Here is a 19,977-nt window from a genome sequence, read left to right on the forward strand (position 1 = left end):
GCGGTGATGGGGTGGCGCAACGGCATCAGACCGCTATGGTATGCTGCACGTTCGGAGATACAAGCCCATGCCACCGCGCCGCACCGGAACCTATGGTTTCAAACGCACCGACAGCCTTTTGTCCGGCCAGATCCGGAAGGCCTCCGAATCGCGTGGCTTCGCGCAGTCGCGGCTGCTGACCCAATGGGTTGAAATTGCCGGCAAGGACATTGCGGAAATCTGCCAGCCCGTCGAGATCAGCTATGGCCGGGGCGGATTGGGGGCGACGCTGACCCTGCTGACAACCGGCTCCCATGCCCCCGTGCTGGAGATGCAGAAAGAGAAACTGCGCGCCAGGGTGAACGCGGTCTACGGATACAACGCCATCGCACGGGTGCGCGTCACCCAGACCGCCGCAACCGGTTTTGCCGAAGGGCAGGTTGCATTCGCCCACCAAAGCCCCGGACCGAAGGCGGCACCAGACCCGGCGCTGCGCGCAAAGGCGACAGCGGCGGCGGGCCAGGTTTCGGACAACGGATTGCGCGAGGCACTTGCGCGTCTGGGTGAGAACATATTGAACAAGAACAACCGCTGAAGAGCTGACAAAGGAATATCACATGCAACGTAGAAATCTGATTCTGGGCGCTGTCGCCGTCGCGGGCCTGGGCGGCTGGGCACTGACCCGCACCTCGGCAACCCCCGGTTCGACCGCCATCGTTGGCGCGGCGAATGCCCAGTCGAGCGATGCGGATGTCGATACCTCCACAATCACCGAGATGGTGATGGGCGATGCGGATGCGCCGGTCACGATCATCGAATATGCCTCTTTCACCTGCCCGCATTGCGCGGCCTTCCATCAGGGGCCATTCAAGCAGCTCAAGGCCGACTATATCGACACCGGCAAGGTCAGGTTCATCTACCGCGAAGTCTATTTCGACCGTCCCGGCCTCTGGGCCTCCATGATGGCGCGTTGCGGCGGCGAAGCAAAGTTCTTTGGCATTGCCGATCTGATCTACAAGGGCCAGTCCGACTGGGTCCGCGGCGGCGATCCTGCGACCATTGTTGAAGGGCTGCGCAAGATCGGCCGCCTGGCGGGCATGGACAACGACACGCTGAACGCCTGCCTGCAGGATGCCGACAAGGCGCAGACGCTGGTGGCCTGGGAAACAGAGAACCGCGAAGGCGATGACATCACCTCGACCCCCAGCTTCATCATCAACGGCACCAAGCAGTCGAACATGTCCTATGCCGATTTCAAGACATTGATCGACGCTGAGCTCGGCAGCTGATGCGCGCACCGCTTGCCGGCCTGAAGGTCATCGAACTTGCAAGGGTCCTTGCCGGGCCCTGGGCGGGTCAGACGTTGTCGGATCTGGGATGCGAAGTGATCAAGGTGGAAAGCCCTGCCGGCGACGACACGCGCCAGTGGGGTCCGCCCTTTGTCACCCGCGATGACGACCAGTCGGCAAGCTATTTCCACTCCACCAACCGGGGCAAGGCATCCGTTACCGTCGATTTCCGGACCGACGCGGGCGTGGCGCAGGTCAAGGCGTTGCTGAAAGATGCCGATATCCTGATCGAGAATTTCAAGACCGGCGGGCTGGCCAAATACGGGCTGGACTATGCCAGTCTCAAGGAAGAATTCCCGCAGCTGATCTATTGTTCGATCACGGGTTTCGGCCATACCGGCCCCTATGCGCACCGGGCGGGCTACGATTTCATCATCCAGGGCATGTCCGGCCTGATGTCGGTCACCGGGGAAGCTGACCGGCAGCCGCAGAAATCGGGCATGGCGATCACCGATATCTTTACCGGTATCTATGCAACCACCGCGATACTGGCTGCCGTGCATCAGCGCTGCCAGACCGGTCGGGGGCAGCATATCGACATGGCGCTGCTGGATTGCGCGGTGGCGATCATGGGCAATCAGGCGATGAATTACCTGACCACCGGCAAAGCGCCGGGGCGTATGGGCAACGCCCACCCGAACCTGACCCCCTACGAAGTCTTCGAATCCTCAGACGGTCACCTGATCATCGCCACCGGCAACGATGGCCAGTACCAGCGGCTGTGCCGTCTGTTGGGGCTGGAAGACATGGCGGAAGCGCCGGACTATGCCAGGAACGCCGACCGTGTGGCCAACCGGCCCGAGATGATCCGCCGCCTGAACGGCGCAACGCGCCTGCGCGCGCGGGACGACCTGCTTGCCGCCTGCGAAGCGAACAATGTGCCGGCCGGGCCGATCAACGATCTGTCCGATGTCATGGCCGACCCGCAGGTGGTTGCGCGCGGCATGCAGATCGAACTGGACGGGGTGCCGGGCCTGCGCTCGCCCTTCACCTTCTCGGATGCCGAACTGGCGCTGCACCGTCCGGCCCCGAAACTGGGCGAGGACAACTGAGGCCCGCCGATCTTTTCAAAAAGATCGGACCGGAATTTTCGAAAATTCCGCCGTGTCATGCGGGGCGGGGCAGCGCATCCAGCGCTTTGAACAGTGCGTTGTCTTCGGCGAATTGCAGGCGGACGGGCAGGGTGATCACCTTGCTGCGGAAGCTGTCCGGCAGCCTGACGGCATCCTTTTCCGTCGTGACCAGCTGCGCGCCCCGCGCGCGGGCATCACTTTCCAGCCGGGTCATCAGCGCCGCGGTCAGCGGCTGGTGATCGTCCAGGGCTTCGGTATGGACCAATGTCGCGCCCAGTGCCCGCAGCGTGGCAAAGAACTTCTCCGGGTGGCCGATCCCGGCAAAGGCAAAGGCAGTGGTATCCGCCCAGTTCATACCGGTCTGCAAGGGGGCAAGGACAGCCTGCACATGCGGCACGGCAGGTGGCAGGTCCGGTGCCGCAAAGCGATCCTGCGCGGCCGCTGTTCCGATGGACAGCAAGATGTCAGCCCGGCCCAGACCGGCCGTCGCCGGTTCGCGCAGCGGGCCCGCGGGCAGGCACAGGCCGTTGCCAAATCCTTTTTCCGCATCCACCACCACGATGGCCAGGTCATGATGCAGCGCCGGGTTCTGGAAGCCGTCATCCAGCACGATCACCGTTGCCCCGGCCTTTTGCGCGGCCCTGGCTCCGGCAGCGCGGTCCCGCGCCACCCAGACCTCGGCAAAGGCGGACAGCAGCAGGGGTTCGTCCCCGACTTCGGCCGCGCTGTGGCGCGCAGGATCGACCTGCACGGGCCCTTCCAGGGTTCCGCCATAGCCGCGCGACACGATATGCGGTGTGTGAAACAGGTTGCGCAGGTGATCCACCACCGCCATGACCGTTGGGGTCTTGCCGGTGCCGCCCGCGTTGATGTTGCCGACGCAGACCACGGGCACTTCCAGCCGTTCGCGCGCGCCTCGTGCCAACCGGCGCGCGGTGGCCAATGCGTAAAGTGCGCCCAGCGGCTGCAACAGCCGTGCGCGCCAGTCGGGCCGGGGAAGATGCCAGAAAGCCGGTGCCCGCATCAATGCGCCCTTACCACATCATCAAGCGCATCCTGCACAAGATCGGTCACCCGATCCATCAGCGCCGCACCCTGGCTGATCACATCCCATCCCGCATGGGCCATGGTTGCGGCCTGATCCGGGGCGATCAGGCGGGAAACGGCAGTGCCGAGCGCATCGGCATCATTGACGATGCGCGCCGCGCCTGCGGCCGCCAGCCTTGTGTAGGAACCCATGAAATGCCGCACCTTGGGACCGTAAAGCACCGAAGACCCCAGCGCCGCCGCGTCAAAGGGGTCACAGCCGCTTTCGCCCTGCACCAGGGAGGAGCCCAGAAAGGAAACCGGTGCGAGCCGGAAGAACAGGCCCCGGTCACCGGGGTCATCGGTCACGAGGACCTGTGTTGCCTCATCGGGAAATGTGCCGTCGCTCCAGTTCACGGTCACAAAGCCGCGTGCCTGGGAAAGCTCGATCGCCTCGGCGGTTGTTCCAGGCTCTGCCGCCTGCAGGATCAGCAACAACCGGTGCGACAGGCGCATGGCCTGCCGGTGCGCCGAAAGGATCGTGGGAAATTCCCTGGCCTGCAACTGGGTGGCAAACCAGACCGGCCTGCCGCCGATGACCGCAGAGAGTTCCGTCAGATCCGAATCCACGCAGGGCAGGGCCTGTCCGCCTGCCAGCAGCGGTGAGGTGATTTCAATCTGCTGGCGCGTCAGCCCGAGTTGCAGCAGCCGTTGCAGCCCCGGTTCCGACCGGGTCAGGACGTAGTCGAACTGAGACAACATCCGGTAGGTCAGATCGGAAAGCCAGCGGTCGCGGCGGCCGTCAAAGCCCCGGGTGTCGGCGTCAATCAGGAACATGGCGCACTGCCGGGCGCCGGTTTCCAGCACAAGGTTGGGCCGCAGCGCGCCCCAGACCCAGATGCAGCAATCGGGTTTCCAGTGATCGTGAAATGCCTTGACCGTCGACTGGTGTTCGCCGGGCACAGGCTGGACGATCACGTTGTTGTCTGTTTTGGCCAGCGCGGTGACATCCGCCCCCTCCGACAGGGTGATCAGCACGTTCAACCCGGTCCGCACCGCGCAAAGCCGCAGGGCAAGGTCCTGCACCGCCAGCAGGTTCCCGGATTCAGCGGCGTGAATCCAAACCAGTTCACCGGGGGGCCGCGGCCCGGAGGGCGGGACCACATCCGCCGTCCCGTGCCGGATCATGGCGCGATATGCCGCGAGCCCCAGCGACCGCGCCATGGCCGGTTCAGCCCAGCTCTTCGGTGGGTGAGGCGGGGGCTTCCTCGTCCCGCAGGCGGTGCAGATGCGCGATGAAATAGCGCATATGGGCATTGTCCACCGTGCGTTGTGCCTCGTTCTTCCAGGCGTCGAATGCAGTGGCATAATTGGGGAAAATGCCAACGATATGGATGTCATCGACGTTCTTGAACGCGGTTTCCGTGGGATTGACCAGTTCACCGCCGAAAACGAGGTGCAAGCGTTGTGTCATGGAATTTCCTTTGTCACTTGGGAGTATCCCTGTCGTACCAGAAGAAACGTTTCAGGCAAGTGCAGCGATCAGCGCGGCCTGGGCGGGTGCGCCCCCGGCCACCACCCCGTTGAGCCGGGGATCGGCATTGTTGAAGACCAGCGGCCGGCCCGTCTGATCGGAACAGGTGCCGCCTGCCTCTGTCACGATCAGGGCGCCGGCTGCGATGTCCCATTCCCAGCTGCGGCGCAGGGTGATCATCGCATCGAAACGGCCCTGTCCCACCAGCGCAAGGCGGTAGGCCAGCGAAGGCCGGTAGCTGCGTTTGAAGGTCGGGGCGCTGCGGGATTTCCAGTAGTGGTCCATCAAGGCGGGTTTCGCGGCCAGTACGGTGGTCTGCGACAGGTCGGGCTGATGCGCGGCCCGCAGGTCCTTGCCGTTCAGGGTCGCCCCCTCGCCCTTTGCCGCGGCATAGAGCTTGTCCCGCATCGGCAGGAACACAACTGCCGCGGTGATCACCCCCGCCTCTGCCACCGCCAGCGAATGCGCCCAGGTGTTCGACCCTTCGACAAAGCTGCGGGTGCCGTCGATCGGGTCGATGATGAACACCCTGTCCTTGCCCAGTCTTTCGGTGGTGTCTTCGGTTTCCTCCGACAGCCAGCCGTAATCGGGCCGGGCAAGCCGCAATGTGGTCTGCAGCACATCGTTCACCGCCAGGTCGGCCTCGGTCACGGGGCCCGCATCGCCGGGTTTGTCCCACCGCCGCGCCGTCTTGCCGACAAAGCTGGTGGCGACCCGGCCGGCAATGCGCGCCGCGTCGATCAGAAGGGGCAGATCACGCGCCGGCAAGGGTCATCCCCGGCACCAGCAATGACGGCACGACCCGGCTCAGGTGCGGACGCCCGTCGTTGGCAGGGATCATCGCACGCAGCATGTCCCGCAGGTTGCCCGCGATGGTGCATTCGTTGATCGCATGGGTGATCTCACCGTTCTCGACCCACAGGCCGCTGGCCCCGCGCGAATAATCCCCGGTGTTGGGGTTGATCGTCGATCCGATCATCGAGGTGACAAGCAGACCGGTCCCCATCTCGCGGATCAGGTCGTCCCGGCTGACCGCGCCCTGGGTCAGGGCGATATTCCAGGTGGTGGGGGAGGGACCCGAAGAAGTGCCGCGCGCCGCGTTGCCGGTCGGCGCCATGCCCAGTTTGCGCGCCGTGGCCAGATCGAGGGTCCAGCCCATGAGCACGCCGTTCTCGACGATCATGCGGCGCTGTGTCGGCAATCCTTCACCATCGAAGGGGCGCGATCCGCCGACGCGGGGGCGGTGCGGGTCTTCGATCAGCGACAGGTGGTCGGGCAGGATGGCCTCGCCCAGCGCATGCCGCAGATAGGACGCACCGCGCGCAATGGCATTGCCGTTCACAGCACCCAGAAGATGGCCGATCAGGGAGGATGCGACGCGTTCGTCGAACAGGACAGGATAGGTCCCGGTGGGCGGCTTGCGCGCATCAAGCCGGGCAAGGGCGCGCTGTGCGGCGGTCTGGCCAATGTCGGCGGCATCCCGCAGATCCGATTGGAAAATGCGGTTGTCGCCATCGTAGTCTCGTTCCATACCGCTGCCGCTGCCCGCGATGGCAACACAGGACAGCCCGCGGTTGGTGCGGCCAAAGCCGCCTTCGAAACCGTTTGTCGTGGCCAGAAAGATCTGCTGCCTGCTGTACCCGGCGCTGGCGGATTGCACCTGGCTGACGCCCTTGACGGCCAGTGCCGCGGCTTCGGTCGCGGCGGCATCCTCCTGCAGGGCCTCGGGCGAGGGTTCCTCCGCCGGATCGACCAGTTGCAGGGCTTCGGCGTCCCAATGCTGCGCAAGCTGCTCTGGCTCGGCCAGCCCGGCATAGGGGTCTTCGGGGGCCTCGCGGGCCATGGCAACCGCGCGGACCGCCATTTCCTCCATCGTACGTTCGGAGGTGTCCGAGGCCGAAACCGTCGCGGATCGTTTCCCCACAAAAACACGCAGCCCGATGTCGGTGCCTTCTGCCCGCTCGGCCTGTTCCAGCATGCCGCCGCGCACGTCGACAGAGACCGAGGTCGCGCGGACGGCCTTTGCATCTGCCGCATCCGCGCCTGCCTTGCCGGCGGCAAGCAACAGGGATTTGGTCAGCGAATCGAGGGGCTGTGACATGAGGCAGGCTCCAATCGGGGTTGGCGCAGAGGTAATCGCCTATGGCCATAAGGGCAAGAGCAGCGCCCCGATTGGGCGCTCCGGGCGCGGGAACGGCCGGGTTGGCGGCCCTTGTTGTCCATGAATTGAACAAAGCTGCGCTTTGCCCCCGGGGCGTCAGATGCCAGGCAAAGCCGACTTTGCGTCACATCGCAGCCCCGGCGTGTGGCGCGACGTCCGAAGGACGCGGCAGGAGACAAGCGGTCAGTCGTGAGAATGCAGAGAATGGCGGGATCGGGTTCAACTTATGCTTTCAGGAATCCTGCTATCTGGGCATTTACTTCATCAGGGGCATCCTCCTGAACGATATGCGACGCATTGGGTATTATGCGATGGATCGCATTGGGCAGCCTGTCAGCCAAAGCATCATTCAACCGCCGAAAAACAACCGGGCTTGAGTTTCCGCTAAGCAACAGGACGGGCATCGTGACACGCGAGAGTGGTACGTTACGCAAATCGGGAAAGCCATGATACAAAGCCTGCGCTCTGTCCGGTCCCCGATTGTCCCAGACCTGCTGGTAGCGCTCTTCTGAGAGGCCGTCAAAGGCCCGATCCCCCAAAACGCCCCGGCCAAAATGTGCAATGGCGGCTTTGTCGTCCCCCTTTCGAAATGCCTTTTCCGCTGGCCCAAATGTCCCTGCACCCAGTTTCGCGATCGCAAAGGCAAGTTTCGGGTTCGAAAGGAACAGCTTGAGCAATTGCAGCGGCTTTGGCGGGATTTCCAGATGAACGGTTACGCTCGGTGCTTCGATCAGAACCAGGCTTCGACACATCTCGGGGCGTTGCGTCGCCAGGACGAGTGCAATCAGCCCGCCCCACGAATGCGCCACAATATGGGTTGGGGCCGTCCCAAGGTGGTCGATCAGCGCGGCCAGATCGTCCACATGGGTTTGGAACGTATCCGGCTGGTCTGGCGGAATGGGGGCGTTCGGTGCGTGAAACCGGCGACTATAGCAGAGAACCCGGAAATCCCTCGACAATGCGGACATCTGACCGGTCCAGCTTCGGAGGTCCGATACACCACCGTGGACAAGCGTGACAGGGTCGCCGCGACCTTGTTGGAATGTGGCGAGGCTGGTTCCGTTCACCTCGATCATAGTGGTGTCATTGAGGTCAAGCATGCAGGACAATAGCATATGTGCCTGAACTTTCCGAACGGCAACTTCGTCTGCCAGCAGGAACTTGCGCGCCCTGCGTCGAAGGTCCTCTCTGGATCGCAAACGCCTGACAGTTGGGCCAGGATTGCCTGGCACGGCCTCCTGTCAGGATTCAGAAAATTCGCCAGCAAGAGCCAGAATTGCGCGGCATGCGCCGCCCCGGGGCACATAGCAAATGAAAAGAGGCGCGGACAGCGCCGCGCCTCTTCGTCCATTCGAAGCGCGCAGCTTACTTGATACGCTGCCCATTGGCCAAGACCTGGCCATCTTCGGTGAATTCGATCTTCGAGCTCAGGGTATCCGGTTCGGTGCCGGGCACTGCGAAGAGGCCCATCATCATCCGTGCGCCCATCGCCTGTTCTTCCGGCAGCATGCCCATCCCGACCAGCTTGTCCAACAGGCCGTTGCCGCCGACAAGCGACAGGTCAACGGCGCCCACAGGCTTCGGCATGCCGGGGAATGTGGTCTGATCCGTGTTGTCGAAGGTCACGTCGCCCTGACCTTCGAGACGCGCACCGGCGGCATCCACCACCAGCGTGTTCACCGTCAGCGCGTTGACCTCGCCCGGAGGGCCCGCAAGGTTTGCCGCGGCTTCCGGGTCCATGTAGTTGACCAGCAGCTTGGCCTGACCGCTCAGATCCAGCTCGATGGTTGCCGGGTCACGCGGCAATTGGCCGGTGGGGTCGAAGATGCCCCAGATCATGTCGGACATGACGAAATCGCCCAGCGTGATCCCAAAGGCAAAATCCTGCGGGTCGTCGGATTTGACCACGGGCGCTTGCAGCTTGAAACCGGAACGCGCCATGCTCAGGTCGATCGGGAACGGCAGATCGGCCACCTTGATGTTCATCTTGGTGTCTTTCTGGGACCCGGCATAGGCAATGCCGCCCGGGCCCATCTCAACGCTCAGATCGCCGCCCTGCGAGGATGTGGTGGCGGCGAAATCGCCTTCGGTTTCATCCTGGAAATTGATGTCGGTGTTGCCGGCGCCATAGGTGATGGAGCCCGACATATCAAAGCCCGCCGCGATCATTGCCGCCATATCTGCCGCATTCAGGTTGTCGAGCGGGATCAGCCCACCCCCCTCAAGGGTCAGTTCGGACATGCTGCCGACCATGGCAAGCTGGCCGGTCTGTTCGGGGTTGTGCACAAACAGGTCATAGCTGACGCTGCCGATCTGGCCGGTCTGCTCATAGCTGCGCATGTCGCCGATGGCCATTGTTGTCCGGCTGGTGAAGTCGGTCGCAACGACGTCGATCTTGGCGTTTTCTTCGCCATAGCTTTTGTCATCCACCATCAGCTCGGTCAGCTTCAGGCCGATGGTGCCCGCATCATAGGCATAGGTCATGTTCTCGGGCGTCCCGCTGACCGTCATGCTGTGGTCGGACTGGGTGTAGTCCAGGTTCATGGTAAAGCCGGGGTCGGTATCGGTGCCGGTGGCGGAAATTGTCATGGGCAATCTGTCCGGCATCACGATTGCCACCGATCCATCGCCATTCGCGATGAATTCGAAGGTGCCCATGGTCATGGTGACCGCGCCGCCCTCATCCGGCATCGGCATGTCCAGGGTCAGATCGCTGACAGTCAGGTTGCCACCTGCCTCAGTTTCAGAGGCGCTGATGCCGTAGCCCATCCCCTCCATATACTGGCGCCAGTCACCCCAGACCTGTGACGGGGTCAGATCGGCCCAGGCGGCAGAAGACAACAGCATCGCGGGCAATGCGAGGCCAATGGAAGCGGAGTTCAGACGAAACATGGGAAAATCCTTATCGCAAATGTGGCCAGAGCCTCTGACAAAGGGCGCGAAGGGTCAAGTACCGTGCAGGGGTGGACCATCGCATTTCACAGCTTTACCACAGGGCAACGACCCTATGCAAAACATCCCCCGATCAAAGGAGCGATCCAATGGATATGACCGGCAAGACAGTTATGATCACAGGTGCAAGCCGTGGCATCGGCGCCGAAACTGCGCGGGTTTTCGCCCAGGCAGGGGCAAATGTCGTCTTGCTGGCGCGTTCTCAGGACGCGCTGAGCGATCTGGTGGGGGAAATCGGCGACAAGGCGATTGCGATTCCCTGCAACGTGGCGCGCTATGGTGAAATGTCTTCGGCGGTCGCCACCGCCCAAAGCGCATTCGGCAGTCTGGACGTGCTGATCAACAATGCCGGCGTGATCGAGCCGATTTCCCGCCTCGCCGACGCCGATCCTGCCGGTTGGGGTCAGGTGATCGACATCAACCTCAAGGGCGTGTTCAACGGCATCCATGCGGTGCTGCCTGCGATGCGCGAAGCGGGCGGCGGGTCGATCCTGACAATTTCTTCCGGTGCCGCCCATGGCGCGATCGAAGGCTGGAGCCACTATTGCGCCTCCAAGGCGGCGGTCAACATGCTGAACCGCTGCCTGGACAAGGAAGAGGCCGAACATGGTATCCGCGCCATTGGCCTGTCGCCCGGCACTGTCGCCACCCAGATGCAGCGCGAGATCAAGGCCTCCGGCATCAACCCGGTCAGCAAGCTGGCCTGGGAAGATCACATTCCCGCCGACTGGCCCGCACGCTGCCTGTTGTGGATGTGCAGCGCGGAGGCGGACCGGTTCAAGGGAGACGAAATTTCCCTGCGCGACGAGGACATCCGCCGCGCCGTCGGCCTGATATGATCCTCTGCGACCGCGCAGACGGTATCTGGACCGTCACCATCAACCGCCCGGACAAGGCCAATTCGCTGACCCATGCCATGCTCAGCGACCTGGCAGAGGTGATGGAGGCGGCAACAGAGGCAAGGGCGGTGATCCTGACCGGCACGGGCCGTGTTTTCAGCGCCGGTGCCGATCTGGAGGCTGCCCGCGCGGGGCTGGCCACCTCCGATGTCTGGGAACGGCTGTCCGGGGCGGTTGCCTCCCTGCCGGGGCTGACCATCGCGGCGCTGAACGGCACCCTGGCGGGCGGTGCCATGGGCATGGCGCTGGCCTGCGACATCCGCATCGCCGTGCCGGAGGCCAGGTTTTTCTATCCGGTGATGAAGCTGGGGTTCCTGCCGCAGCCGTCCGACCCGCTGCGCATGGCGGCCCTCATCGGCCCTGCGCGCACCAAGCTGATCCTGATGGGCGGGCAAAAGATCACGGCCGAAGAAGCACTGTCCTTTGGCCTGATCGACCGGATCGTCGCGCCTGAGGAACTGCTGGAACATGCCCGCGCCCTGACGGCCGACACGGTTGCCGCCAAGCCCGAGATCGCAGCCGGGATCAAGCAGATGTGCCGCTCAGGCTAAGGACCCCTTTGCTGCACGCCGCTGCATTCGGACGGACCAATCCGGATGCGGCGGGTTCTGACCCTTTGCAATATCCTTGATCCTTTGCCGCCGTCCGGGCATGAGGATGGCGTATTTGCTTTTTGTTACAAGGGTCCGGTGATGGAGTTCGACCTTTCTGCGCAACCTGAAATCGTGCAGCAGACCTATGGCTATGCCGTGCAGGGGTGGGAACTGGCGCTCAGCTGGTTGTTGAGCCCGGCGGCCTGGTCCCAATTCGCATTGCTTGTGGTCGCATGGCTGCTTGCGGTGCTGATTTCGACGCGGATGAAACCAGCATTGCAGCGGCTGATAGAACCCGGCGACAGTGCCGGTGTCTTCGCCACGCCGCGCCGGTTTGTCCTGCGCTTTCTGCCGTTGCTCTCTCCGCTGCTGGCCTATGCCCTGACGGGCATCGGGGAAAGCATCGTCAGATCCCTGTTCGATTCCGGCGCCGTCATCGCCTTTGGCAAGCGGGTGTTCCTCTTCCTGGCCGCGCGGGCGCTGGTCCGCGACATGATCACCGATCCGCTGCTCAAGACCATGGGCCGCTTTATCCTGCTGCCGATCATGGCGATTTATGCCGTGGGGCTGATGGATGTCGTGAACACGGCGCTGACCGAAACCATCGTGGGCGTCGGCAACATCCGCTTTTCGCTGATCACAGTCGTGCGCGGGGTCATCGCCGGGACCTTCCTGTTCTGGCTGGGGCAATGGTCGAACACCCAGACCACGCAGATCATCGCCCAGAAGGAGGAGATGCGCCCGTCGATCCGGCAGTTGCTGATCAAGACGGTCGAATTCACCATCTTTGCCGTGGCCTTCCTGCTGCTGATGAACATCATGGGCATCAATCTGGGGGCCCTTGCCGTTCTGGGCGGCGCCATCGGTGTGGGGCTGGGGTTCGGCCTGCAAAAGATCGCGTCGAATTTCATTTCTGGCGTGATCCTGCTGGTCGAGGGGCAGGCGACGGTCGGTGATTTCGTGGAACTCGACGGCGGCGAAGCGGGCACAATCGTCAAGATGATGGCCCGGGCCACGATTCTGGAAACCTTCGATGGCCGCTGGATCGTGGTGCCGAACGAAGATTTCATCACCACCCGTGTGGCGAATTACTCTGATTCCGGGTCGGCCAACCGATACGAGGCGGCATTCTCTGTCAGCTATGACACCGATATCAACAAGGTGCCGGCCCTTGTGGAGGCCGCAGTGGCCACGCATCCGGAGGTGCTTGATGAACCCTATCCGCCCGATTGCGAGCTGCGCGGCTTCGGTGACAGCGGTGTGGATTTCGCGGTGGAGTTCTGGGTCAACGGGCTGGACGACGGGCCGAACAAATACACCTCCGACGTCCTGTTCCTGATCTGGAACGCGCTCAAGGACGCGAAGATCGAGATTCCCTTTCCCCAGCGCGTGGTCGAGATCAAAGGCGGTTTGCCCAAGGCAGAGGCATGAGCCGCGCTGTGGTGATCGGGGCAGGCCCGGCTGGTCTGATGGCGGCAGAGATGCTGGGACGTGCCGGTCTTGCGGTCACGCTCTGCGATGCCAAGCCATCGGTGGGCCGCAAGTTCCTGATGGCCGGCAAATCCGGCCTGAACCTGACAAAGGACGAGCCGTTCACACCCTTCATGGAAGCCTATGCCGAGGCACGAGCCCCATTGTCCCCGATCATCGCGGCATTCGACGCCAGCGCCGTGCAGGCATGGGCGCGCGGGCTGGGCCAGGAGGTGTTCTCCGGATCGACAGGCCGGGTCTTTCCGACGGCGATGAAGGCCTCGCCATTGCTCAGAGCCTGGCTGGAACGCCTTGCCGGGCTTGGCGTGCAGACCCGCACCCGGTGGCACTGGCAGGGCTGGCAGGGTGAGGCACTGGCATTCGACACCCCCGGGGGTGTCGAGACGCTGCAGGCAGATGTGACCGTGCTGGCCCTTGGGGGCGCAAGCTGGCCCCGACTGGGCGCGACCGGCGCATGGGCCGACATATTGCGCGCCCGTGGTGTCGATCTGGCGGGTTTTGCGCCTGCGAATGCCGGCGTGGCGGTGGATTGGTCTGACCACATGGCCAAGCACTTCGGCGCGCCGCTCAAAGGCGGGGCATGGTCCGCCGGCCCCTATCAATCGCGGGGCGAGGCGAGCCTGTCGGCGCGCGGGCTGGAGGGCGGCGGGATCTATTCGGTCTCCCGCGGTGTCCGTGAAGGGCATGATCTCTTGCTTGACCTGTTGCCGGATCTCTCCGTGCCGGAGATCACGACACGCCTGGCAAAGCCGCGCGGCAAGGCCAGCCTGGCCAATCATCTGCGGAAGGTGTTGAAGCTGACACCGGCGCAGATCGCGCTGATACAGGAAATGGCGCGGCCCCTGCCCGATGGCCTGCGGGCCACGGCGCGGGTGTTGAAGGCGCTACCGATAAGCCACGCCGGGCTGCGCCCGATGGCGGAGGCCATCTCGACCGCCGGGGGCGTCCGCTTTGGCGCGCTGGATGACAATCTGATGCTGCGCGCGGTGCCGGGTGTCTTTGTGGCAGGGGAAATGCTGGATTGGGAGGCGCCGACAGGGGGCTATCTGATCAATGCCTGCCTTGCGACCGGGCGGTGGGCCGGGCAGCAGGCCGCAACCTGGGCCGGGGTCTGATCCGGGGGCTCGCGCTAATCGGCAGTCGCACGTCCGGCTATCGAGCCGCGGTTCCGCAACGCCATCCAATAATGGGCACTCCCGGTTGCTGAACCGTTTTTCCGCAACGCGATGGAAAAGCACTAACGTTCCGTAAATGAAGACATGTCATTTTTGACATGTCTTTATTTGCAGCTGTGAATGCCGTCTGTGTGAATGCCGAAAGCGTGAATGCACCTTGAGGGGCCGAAGCCTTCCGCATCCGAAACGCCAGAACTTACCCCGCACCCTTTTCCTGCGCGGCCTTGAACGCGGGCCGGTCCCGCATCCGGGCGGCCCAGGCGCCGAGCTTGTCATTCAGACGCGGAAACTTCGCACCGATCGACCAGTTCACGCAGTGACAGGCCAGGATATCCGCATGGGTCATCTGGTCCCCCATCAGGAACGGCCCTTCCAGCCGCTCCGCCAGCACATCGGCCGAGCGCAACAGCTCCGCCTTCAGGCTGTCCTTGATCTCGGGCACCCGGCGGTCTTCGGGAAAAACGAAACTGTGTTTGGCGGCCGCCCAGAGAATCGCGTCGAATTCATCGACCAGCCAGAAGGTCATTGCATCCTGCCGGGCCCGGGCAGGGGTGCCTGCCGTGGCCGTCAGCTTGCCATGTTTGTCGCCGAGGTAGGTCATGATCGCCACGGAATCGGTCAGGATCTCATCGCCGTCGACAAAGGCCGGGATCTTGCCCAGCGGATTGTATTTCAACGCTTCTTCGGACCGCGGCCCGGCATCCACCTGTTGGTAGTCTTCGCCCAGTTCTTCCAGCATCCACATCACCCGGAAAGCGCGGGATCTGGTCGCACCAATCACCTTGTACATCGTTGTTCCTTTCAGCGTTGAGCGCCCAGCATCGCGAGGCGGATAAAGGCGCGTTCGACCAGTGCCAGCGCCGGCGCGGTCTGCGCTGCCGACCGCAGGGTCAGGTCGGTATCGGTCAGAACCGTCAGCGCGGTTTCCAGCTTTGCCGCACCCCAGGCCTTGGCCTGCCGCATGGCGCGGTCCCGGTCGCGCACCCCATAGACGGGCGCACCGGGGGATGCCGCAATGCGGTAAAGGGTGCGGAAATGGCGGATCGCCATGATGGTCAGCGTCACCGGGTTCACGCCCTGTCCCTGCAACTTGCTCATCACCGGCCCGATGTCGCCCGCGCGGGCCTCGGCCACCACATGCAGGATGTCATCCACATCCGCCTCGGTCGATGTCGGCGCGCAGGCTGCAACATCCTGCCCGGTCAGGGCGCTTGGGTCATTCAGCTTGTAAAGCGACAGCTTTTCCAGGGTCTGACGGAAATCGCCGGGATCAAGCGTGCGGGCCAGTTCGCTCAGCGCGCCCATGGCATCGGGTTCGGGGCACAGCCCGGCCTCTGCCAGCAGCCGCTCGATCTCCGCCCGGTCTGGCGGGGTGTCATAGATCGCCACCGCATAGGCATTCGGGTGGCTCTCAAAGGCTTTGCGCACCTTCGAGGTCTTCTTCAGGTCGCCCCCGGACACGACAATCTGCGCATCGCCGGGCTGCCAGTCTCCCAGCGCATCCAGCAGCGGCTTGGCGATATTGTCGTTCGCGTCCTCGACAAAGGCCGCACGCGGTCCGGGAAAGAACCCCACCGCCTTGATCGCATCCAGCAACATCGCGGGATCGCGGCGCAGCTCGGCCGCCGGGATTCGCGTCAGGCGCATTTCCTCTTCCGCATCGGGACCCAGCAGGGATTTCAGGAATTCCTGCCGTTTCAGCGCGACGCGCATCGCGTCGCTGCCAAAGATCAGCAGGCCGGTCTTGCCCGCGTCCGGCTTGGCGAAATAGCTGTTGGCCTCGCGCGGGGACAGTTTCATGCGGGGATCTGCGCGGCGTAAAGCCTTGCGATGATCTGCTCGGCCAGGATGCGCATCAGGCGTTCCTGTGCATCCTGCGCGCTGGCCAGCGTTGCAACGGTTGTGCCGGTGGCGGAATAGCCGGTGAAATTCTCGACGGTGCCGGAGGTCACGATCTGGCCTGTGGTCAGATCCCGCAGGGCGAAATCCACCGCACCCAGCAGGTTGAACCGGGTGATGTTGCCCGCCGAATCGATGGCCAGCCCCTCTTCGGTCGTGGCAATCTTGACCGCCAGGCCAAAGCTTGCGGCGCTGGTACGGCCCAGCCGTTCCTCGATCTCTCGGGTCAGCAGATAGCCGTTGCGGTCATCCGGCTCATCCACCAGCACGCGGTTGCGCAAGGCGCTGCCGCTGCCGCCGGGTCCATAGACCGGCTCGAACCCGCAGGCGGCCAGCGCCAGCGGGGCAAGCAAAACGGTACGGCGGTCAAGCAACGACATTCACGATCCGTCCGGGCACAACGATGACCTTCTTCGGGGTGGCCCCATCCAGGGTTCTGATCACAGCTTCATGGGCCAGCGCGATCTTTTCAACCTCTTCTTTCGGCATATCGGCGGGCACCTGTATTTCCGCACGCCGTTTTCCATTGATCTGGATCGGCAGGGTGACGGTATCGTCAACCAGCATTGCCGCGTCAGCCTTCGGCCAGGGGGCGGTGGCAATCAGGCCTTCGCCGTTCTGCCTGGCCCAGATGTCCTCGGCCAGATGCGGGGTCATCGGGGCCATCAGCTGCGCCAGCGTCATGATCGCTGCGCGCTGGGCGCTCTGGCCCGCCTTGGATTTCTGCAAGGTTGCCGTGAAGGCGTAGAGTTTCGCAATCGCCGCATTGAAGCCGAAACTTTCGACACCCATGGTCACGTCATGGATGGTCTTGTGCATGGCGCGCAACAGATCCTCGTCACCCTCTCCCCCGGCATCGGCATCCATCGCCGCGATCCGGTCGCTGATGTTCCAGACCCGCGACAGGTGCTTGAACGCCGCTTCGGCACCTGAGGCTGTCCATTCCACGTCCCGCTCGGGGGGGGAATCGCTCAGCACGAACCAGCGGGCCGTATCCGCGCCATAGTTCGAGATGATGTGCAGCGGGTCCACGACGTTGTTCTTAGACTTGGACATCTTAGACGAAGGGATAAGGTCAATAGATGTGAAATCGTGACCGCCTGATCTGTAAATATCTGCCATTGCATTGTTGTCTTGTGAAAGGTCTCCTACTTCGTCCCGAAGGAAAGCCTGCTCAGTGCCATCAACTAGGAACGTCACAACCTCTTCAGGATAGTAGAACCTGTCGCGAAGAATGTTGTTGTCGTCCTTCATCTTTACACGAGATTTATAGATCGCGTGCGTCACCATGCCTTGGGTGAACAGCGCGTCAAAGGGTTCGATGGCGCTTTCCGGCAGGTGTCCGGTGATGTGCATCGCGCGGGCAAAGAAACGTGAATAGAGCAGGTGCAGGATCGCATGTTCGATGCCGCCGATATACTGGTCCACGTTCATCCAGTATTTGGCATCTTCCATGTTTGTCGGCGTTTCGGCGCGGGGCGCGGTGAAACGGGCGAAATACCAGGAGGAATCGACAAATGTGTCCATCGTGTCGGTTTCGCGCCTCGCCGCCGCGCCACAGGACGGGCAGGCACAGTCGCGCCAGGTCGGGTGCCGGTCCAGCGGGTTGCCGGGCGTGTCAAAATCCACATCATAGGGCAGTTCGATCGGCAGGTTCTCTTTCTTTTCCGGGACCACGCCGCAGCTGTCGCAATGCACCACCGGGATCGGGCAGCCCCAATACCGCTGGCGGCTGAGGCCCCAGTCGCGCAGGCGGAACTTGGTCACGCCGTGGCCCACGCCATTGTCCTCGCAAAAGCGAATCGCGGCGTCGATGGCTTCGTTGCCGGTTTGCCACTGCTCCCCCGCGAATCCGCGGTTGTAAAAGACCTTTTCGTCCTTGGCGGGCACAAAGGCCTCTTCGAGGTCTTCGGGCGCTTCCGCTGACGGCAGAAAGGTCGAAATGATCGGCAGATCGTATTTGGTCGCAAATTCAAAATCGCGCTGGTCATGGGCCGGGCAGCCGAAAATGGCCCCGGTGCCGTAATCCATAAGGATGAAGTTCGCGATATAGACCGGCAGGTCATGCGCCGTGTCAAACGGGTGGCGCACCCGGATACCGGTATCCAGGCCCAGCTTCTCGGCGGTTTCGATGGCTTCCTCGGTTGTGCCGCCCTTTCGGCACTCTGCGCAGAAGGCCGCGACATCGGCATTGTCCCGCTCCAGCGCCTTGGCAAGCGGGTGATCGGGCGAGATGCCGACAAAGGAGGCACCCATCAGCGTATCGGGGCGCGTGGTATAGACCTCGATCCGGTCATAGCCGTCCGGCGCGTCAATGGTGGAGAAGGCGAATTGCAGCCCACGCGATTTGCCGATCCAGTTGGCCTGCATCAGCTTGACCTTGGCGGGCCAGTTATCCAACCCGTCGAGCGCCTCCAGCAGTTCTTCCGAATGATCCGAGATCTTGAAGAACCATTGCGTCAGCTCGCGCCGTTCCACCAAAGCACCAGATCGCCAGCCGCGCCCTGCCTCGACCTGTTCGTTGGCCAGCACGGTCATGTCGACCGGGTCCCAGTTCACCACGGCGTTCTTGCGATAGACAAGGCCCGCATCGAGGAAATCGAGGAACAGCGCCTGCTGCTGACCATAGTATTCCGGGTCGCAGGTGGCGAATTCACGGGACCAGTCGATCGACAGGCCCAGCGGCTTCATCTGGCCGCGCATGTCGTCGATGTTGCCATAGGTCCAGTCCTTTGGGTGGCCGCCGATGGCCATGGCGGCGTTTTCCGCAGGCATCCCGAAGGCGTCCCAGCCCATCGGGTGCAGCACGTTATGCCCGGTGGCGATCTTGTAGCGCGCGATCACGTCGCCCATCGTGTAGTTGCGCACATGTCCCATGTGGATGCGGCCCGAGGGGTAGGGGAACATCTCCAGCACATAATACTTGGGCCTGGAGACATCGCGGACGGCGCGGAAAATGCCATCCTTTTCCCAGGCGGATTGCCAGCGGGCTTCGATTTCGGCGGGAGTATAACGGGTCATGGCCTGTGCCTTCGTTCAAACGGACTGCGCCGGGCCGTTCATGTCACTGGGCCCGGCGCATAAGAAGTCGTGGATTGTGTTCGGGATCAGAATTTGTTGTCGGCGAGTCGCATCTCACGGGCGCGGGACAGAATGGCGTCCTCGACCGCGCGGGTGGTGGCAGTGTTCACGGTGCGTCCGCCCTGGGTTTGCAGCGCCAGGTTCAGCGACCGCGCATCAAGCGCCGGATCGTCGATCAGAACCGTTGCGCGATAGGCAGAGCCGCCGCCCGGCGGTGTGCCATAGCCTGTCACGATCACGCCTGTGAATGGGTCGATGGATTGAACGGGCAGGAAATTGAGAACCTCAAGCGAAGCTGACCAGAGGTATTTGTTCACCGAAACATTCGTGCCGGTGTTCTTGCGGTTGAAGATCGACCAGATCGTATTGTCCGGATCGGTCTCGATCACGTTGGGGTTGTTGGTGTTGCTATAGGTCGCGGCACGCGGTGTCGCTTCCCGCCCCAGGCCACAAGCGCCGAGACTCGCAACAATAAGAAGTGCCACTGCGCCTTTGCAAACGGTCCTGTACGCCATTTCAGCTTTCCTTTGCCTGTTTGGACAATGGTCTATCCAAGTGCTGCACCATCGGCAAGGCATATGTCTGCAGCGATTCCCCTGTTGAATATGGGCTTTGTGCTCTTGGACACCCCTGAAAAGGGAGGGGCAGAGATAAAACTGTGGCAAAGCTGCACCATTGGCAGCGACATTGCCCCGGAGCGTTTCAGGCTTCTTGCAAGGAGGGGGGGGTTGGGTGCAAACACCCTTCATACCCTTTCCGGATTCC

General features: G+C 63.0%; 19 protein-coding genes. 7 read left to right on the forward strand and 12 right to left on the reverse strand.

The genetic code is table 11. The annotated features are described in order from the left end of the window. The first annotated feature begins 67 nt into the window (after positions 1–67). The 3 genes from ACWNZ3_RS01430 to ACWNZ3_RS01440 are packed head-to-tail and all read left to right on the forward strand — an operon-like array spanning position 68 to position 2,380. Positions 68–574 (forward strand): DUF721 domain-containing protein, encoded by a 507-nt coding sequence (locus tag ACWNZ3_RS01430; protein ID WP_114276081.1) that lies wholly within the window; start codon positions 68–70, stop codon positions 572–574. 22 nt (positions 575–596) lie between these two features. Further along, entirely contained in the window at positions 597–1,268 is a 672-nt protein-coding gene (locus ACWNZ3_RS01435) for a DsbA family protein (protein ID WP_269363416.1), read from the forward strand. Beyond that, positions 1,268–2,380 carry a CaiB/BaiF CoA transferase family protein gene (locus ACWNZ3_RS01440; protein ID WP_496900944.1) on the forward strand — a complete coding sequence of 371 codons (1,113 nt, stop codon included), beginning with the start codon at positions 1,268–1,270 and terminating at the stop codon, positions 2,378–2,380. Before ACWNZ3_RS01435 ends, ACWNZ3_RS01440 begins: the two co-directional genes overlap by 1 nt. Before the next feature lie 55 nt (positions 2,381–2,435). Here the strand turns inward: ACWNZ3_RS01440 and lpxK are convergent, their stop codons facing one another. From lpxK to ACWNZ3_RS01475, 7 genes are all read right to left on the reverse strand, one after another. Further along, entirely contained in the window at positions 2,436–3,425 is a 990-nt protein-coding gene (gene lpxK / locus ACWNZ3_RS01445) for a tetraacyldisaccharide 4'-kinase (RefSeq protein WP_496900946.1), read from the reverse strand. Further along, entirely contained in the window at positions 3,425–4,651 is a 1,227-nt protein-coding gene (locus ACWNZ3_RS01450) for a 3-deoxy-D-manno-octulosonic acid transferase (protein ID WP_496900947.1), read from the reverse strand. Before ACWNZ3_RS01450 ends, lpxK begins: the two co-directional genes overlap by 1 nt. A gap of 7 nt (positions 4,652–4,658) precedes the next feature. Continuing rightward, positions 4,659–4,901, reverse strand: a complete 243-nt coding sequence (locus ACWNZ3_RS01455) for a DUF4170 domain-containing protein (RefSeq protein WP_269363422.1) — start codon at positions 4,899–4,901, stop codon at positions 4,659–4,661. A gap of 51 nt (positions 4,902–4,952) precedes the next feature. Continuing rightward, positions 4,953–5,729 (reverse strand): 3'(2'),5'-bisphosphate nucleotidase CysQ, encoded by a 777-nt coding sequence (locus tag ACWNZ3_RS01460; protein WP_269363424.1) that lies wholly within the window; start codon positions 5,727–5,729, stop codon positions 4,953–4,955. Next, the gene (locus tag ACWNZ3_RS01465) at positions 5,716–7,062 is read right to left on the reverse strand and encodes a TldD/PmbA family protein (protein WP_496900948.1); all 1,347 of its coding nucleotides are present in this window, start codon (positions 7,060–7,062) and stop codon (positions 5,716–5,718) included. The genes ACWNZ3_RS01460 and ACWNZ3_RS01465 overlap by 14 nt, the downstream gene beginning before the upstream one ends. A 284-nt stretch (positions 7,063–7,346) precedes the next feature. After that, positions 7,347–8,198, reverse strand: a complete 852-nt coding sequence (locus ACWNZ3_RS01470) for an alpha/beta fold hydrolase (RefSeq protein WP_496900949.1) — start codon at positions 8,196–8,198, stop codon at positions 7,347–7,349. Between the two features lie 289 nt (positions 8,199–8,487). Then, positions 8,488–10,014: a DUF2125 domain-containing protein gene (locus ACWNZ3_RS01475; RefSeq protein WP_496900950.1), complete on the reverse strand. Its 1,527-nt coding sequence runs from the start codon at positions 10,012–10,014 to the stop codon at positions 8,488–8,490. Between the two features lie 149 nt (positions 10,015–10,163). Between ACWNZ3_RS01475 and ACWNZ3_RS01480 the strand changes: the two genes are divergently transcribed. From ACWNZ3_RS01480 to ACWNZ3_RS01495, 4 genes are all read left to right on the forward strand, one after another. Then, positions 10,164–10,913 (forward strand): SDR family oxidoreductase, encoded by a 750-nt coding sequence (locus ACWNZ3_RS01480; RefSeq protein ID WP_114276090.1) that lies wholly within the window; start codon positions 10,164–10,166, stop codon positions 10,911–10,913. Next, the gene (locus ACWNZ3_RS01485; protein ID WP_496900951.1) at positions 10,910–11,524 is read left to right on the forward strand and encodes an enoyl-CoA hydratase/isomerase family protein; all 615 of its coding nucleotides are present in this window, start codon (positions 10,910–10,912) and stop codon (positions 11,522–11,524) included. Before ACWNZ3_RS01480 ends, ACWNZ3_RS01485 begins: the two co-directional genes overlap by 4 nt. Before the next feature lie 141 nt (positions 11,525–11,665). Then, positions 11,666–12,997 (forward strand): mechanosensitive ion channel family protein, encoded by a 1,332-nt coding sequence (locus tag ACWNZ3_RS01490; RefSeq protein WP_496900952.1) that lies wholly within the window; start codon positions 11,666–11,668, stop codon positions 12,995–12,997. After that, positions 12,994–14,172 (forward strand): TIGR03862 family flavoprotein, encoded by a 1,179-nt coding sequence (locus tag ACWNZ3_RS01495; protein ID WP_496900953.1) that lies wholly within the window; start codon positions 12,994–12,996, stop codon positions 14,170–14,172. The genes ACWNZ3_RS01490 and ACWNZ3_RS01495 overlap by 4 nt, the downstream gene beginning before the upstream one ends. 256 nt (positions 14,173–14,428) lie before the next feature. Here ACWNZ3_RS01495 and ACWNZ3_RS01500 read toward each other — a convergent pair whose 3' ends face one another. From ACWNZ3_RS01500 to ACWNZ3_RS01520, 5 genes are all read right to left on the reverse strand, one after another. Beyond that, a complete protein-coding gene (locus tag ACWNZ3_RS01500) occupies positions 14,429–15,022 on the reverse strand; it encodes a glutathione S-transferase family protein (RefSeq protein ID WP_269363436.1) in 594 nt (197 codons plus the stop codon). Positions 15,023–15,033: 11 nt separating this feature from the next. Beyond that, entirely contained in the window at positions 15,034–16,032 is a 999-nt protein-coding gene (gene holA, locus ACWNZ3_RS01505) for a DNA polymerase III subunit delta (protein WP_496900954.1), read from the reverse strand. Next, entirely contained in the window at positions 16,029–16,511 is a 483-nt protein-coding gene (gene lptE / locus ACWNZ3_RS01510) for an LPS assembly lipoprotein LptE (protein WP_269363439.1), read from the reverse strand. Before lptE ends, holA begins: the two co-directional genes overlap by 4 nt. Then, entirely contained in the window at positions 16,498–19,152 is a 2,655-nt protein-coding gene (leuS, locus tag ACWNZ3_RS01515) for a leucine--tRNA ligase (protein WP_496900955.1), read from the reverse strand. Before leuS ends, lptE begins: the two co-directional genes overlap by 14 nt. A gap of 86 nt (positions 19,153–19,238) precedes the next feature. Next, complete coding sequence (locus ACWNZ3_RS01520; RefSeq protein ID WP_269363443.1) at positions 19,239–19,727, reverse strand: DUF3576 domain-containing protein; 489 nt, start codon at positions 19,725–19,727, stop codon at positions 19,239–19,241. Positions 19,728–19,977 lie beyond the last annotated feature (250 nt).

This window comes from Sulfitobacter sp. IGS-18 (assembly GCF_059628195.1).

What these genes read in the sequence shown, in the direction of transcription:
- ACWNZ3_RS01435 (WP_269363416.1), top strand. Translation starts at nt 597, where the DNA reads ATGCAACGTAGAAATCTGATTCTGGGCGCTGTCGCCGTCGCGGGCCTG.
- leuS (WP_496900955.1), bottom strand. Translation starts at nt 19,152, where the DNA reads ATGACCCGTTATACTCCCGCCGAAATCGAAGCCCGCTGGCAATCCGCC.
- ACWNZ3_RS01490 (WP_496900952.1), top strand. Translation starts at nt 11,666, where the DNA reads ATGGAGTTCGACCTTTCTGCGCAACCTGAAATCGTGCAGCAGACCTAT.
- ACWNZ3_RS01475 (WP_496900950.1), bottom strand. Translation starts at nt 10,014, where the DNA reads ATGTTTCGTCTGAACTCCGCTTCCATTGGCCTCGCATTGCCCGCGATG.
- ACWNZ3_RS01465 (WP_496900948.1), bottom strand. Translation starts at nt 7,062, where the DNA reads ATGTCACAGCCCCTCGATTCGCTGACCAAATCCCTGTTGCTTGCCGCC.
- ACWNZ3_RS01455 (WP_269363422.1), bottom strand. Translation starts at nt 4,901, where the DNA reads ATGACACAACGCTTGCACCTCGTTTTCGGCGGTGAACTGGTCAATCCC.
- lptE (WP_269363439.1), bottom strand. Translation starts at nt 16,511, where the DNA reads ATGTCGTTGCTTGACCGCCGTACCGTTTTGCTTGCCCCGCTGGCGCTG.
- ACWNZ3_RS01485 (WP_496900951.1), top strand. Translation starts at nt 10,910, where the DNA reads ATGATCCTCTGCGACCGCGCAGACGGTATCTGGACCGTCACCATCAAC.
- ACWNZ3_RS01470 (WP_496900949.1), bottom strand. Translation starts at nt 8,198, where the DNA reads ATGATCGAGGTGAACGGAACCAGCCTCGCCACATTCCAACAAGGTCGC.
- ACWNZ3_RS01430 (WP_114276081.1), top strand. Translation starts at nt 68, where the DNA reads ATGCCACCGCGCCGCACCGGAACCTATGGTTTCAAACGCACCGACAGC.
- ACWNZ3_RS01480 (WP_114276090.1), top strand. Translation starts at nt 10,164, where the DNA reads ATGGATATGACCGGCAAGACAGTTATGATCACAGGTGCAAGCCGTGGC.
- ACWNZ3_RS01495 (WP_496900953.1), top strand. Translation starts at nt 12,994, where the DNA reads ATGAGCCGCGCTGTGGTGATCGGGGCAGGCCCGGCTGGTCTGATGGCG.
- ACWNZ3_RS01500 (WP_269363436.1), bottom strand. Translation starts at nt 15,022, where the DNA reads ATGTACAAGGTGATTGGTGCGACCAGATCCCGCGCTTTCCGGGTGATG.
- lpxK (WP_496900946.1), bottom strand. Translation starts at nt 3,425, where the DNA reads ATGCGGGCACCGGCTTTCTGGCATCTTCCCCGGCCCGACTGGCGCGCA.
- ACWNZ3_RS01450 (WP_496900947.1), bottom strand. Translation starts at nt 4,651, where the DNA reads ATGGCGCGGTCGCTGGGGCTCGCGGCATATCGCGCCATGATCCGGCAC.
- ACWNZ3_RS01440 (WP_496900944.1), top strand. Translation starts at nt 1,268, where the DNA reads ATGCGCGCACCGCTTGCCGGCCTGAAGGTCATCGAACTTGCAAGGGTC.
- ACWNZ3_RS01520 (WP_269363443.1), bottom strand. Translation starts at nt 19,727, where the DNA reads ATGGCGTACAGGACCGTTTGCAAAGGCGCAGTGGCACTTCTTATTGTT.
- holA (WP_496900954.1), bottom strand. Translation starts at nt 16,032, where the DNA reads ATGAAACTGTCCCCGCGCGAGGCCAACAGCTATTTCGCCAAGCCGGAC.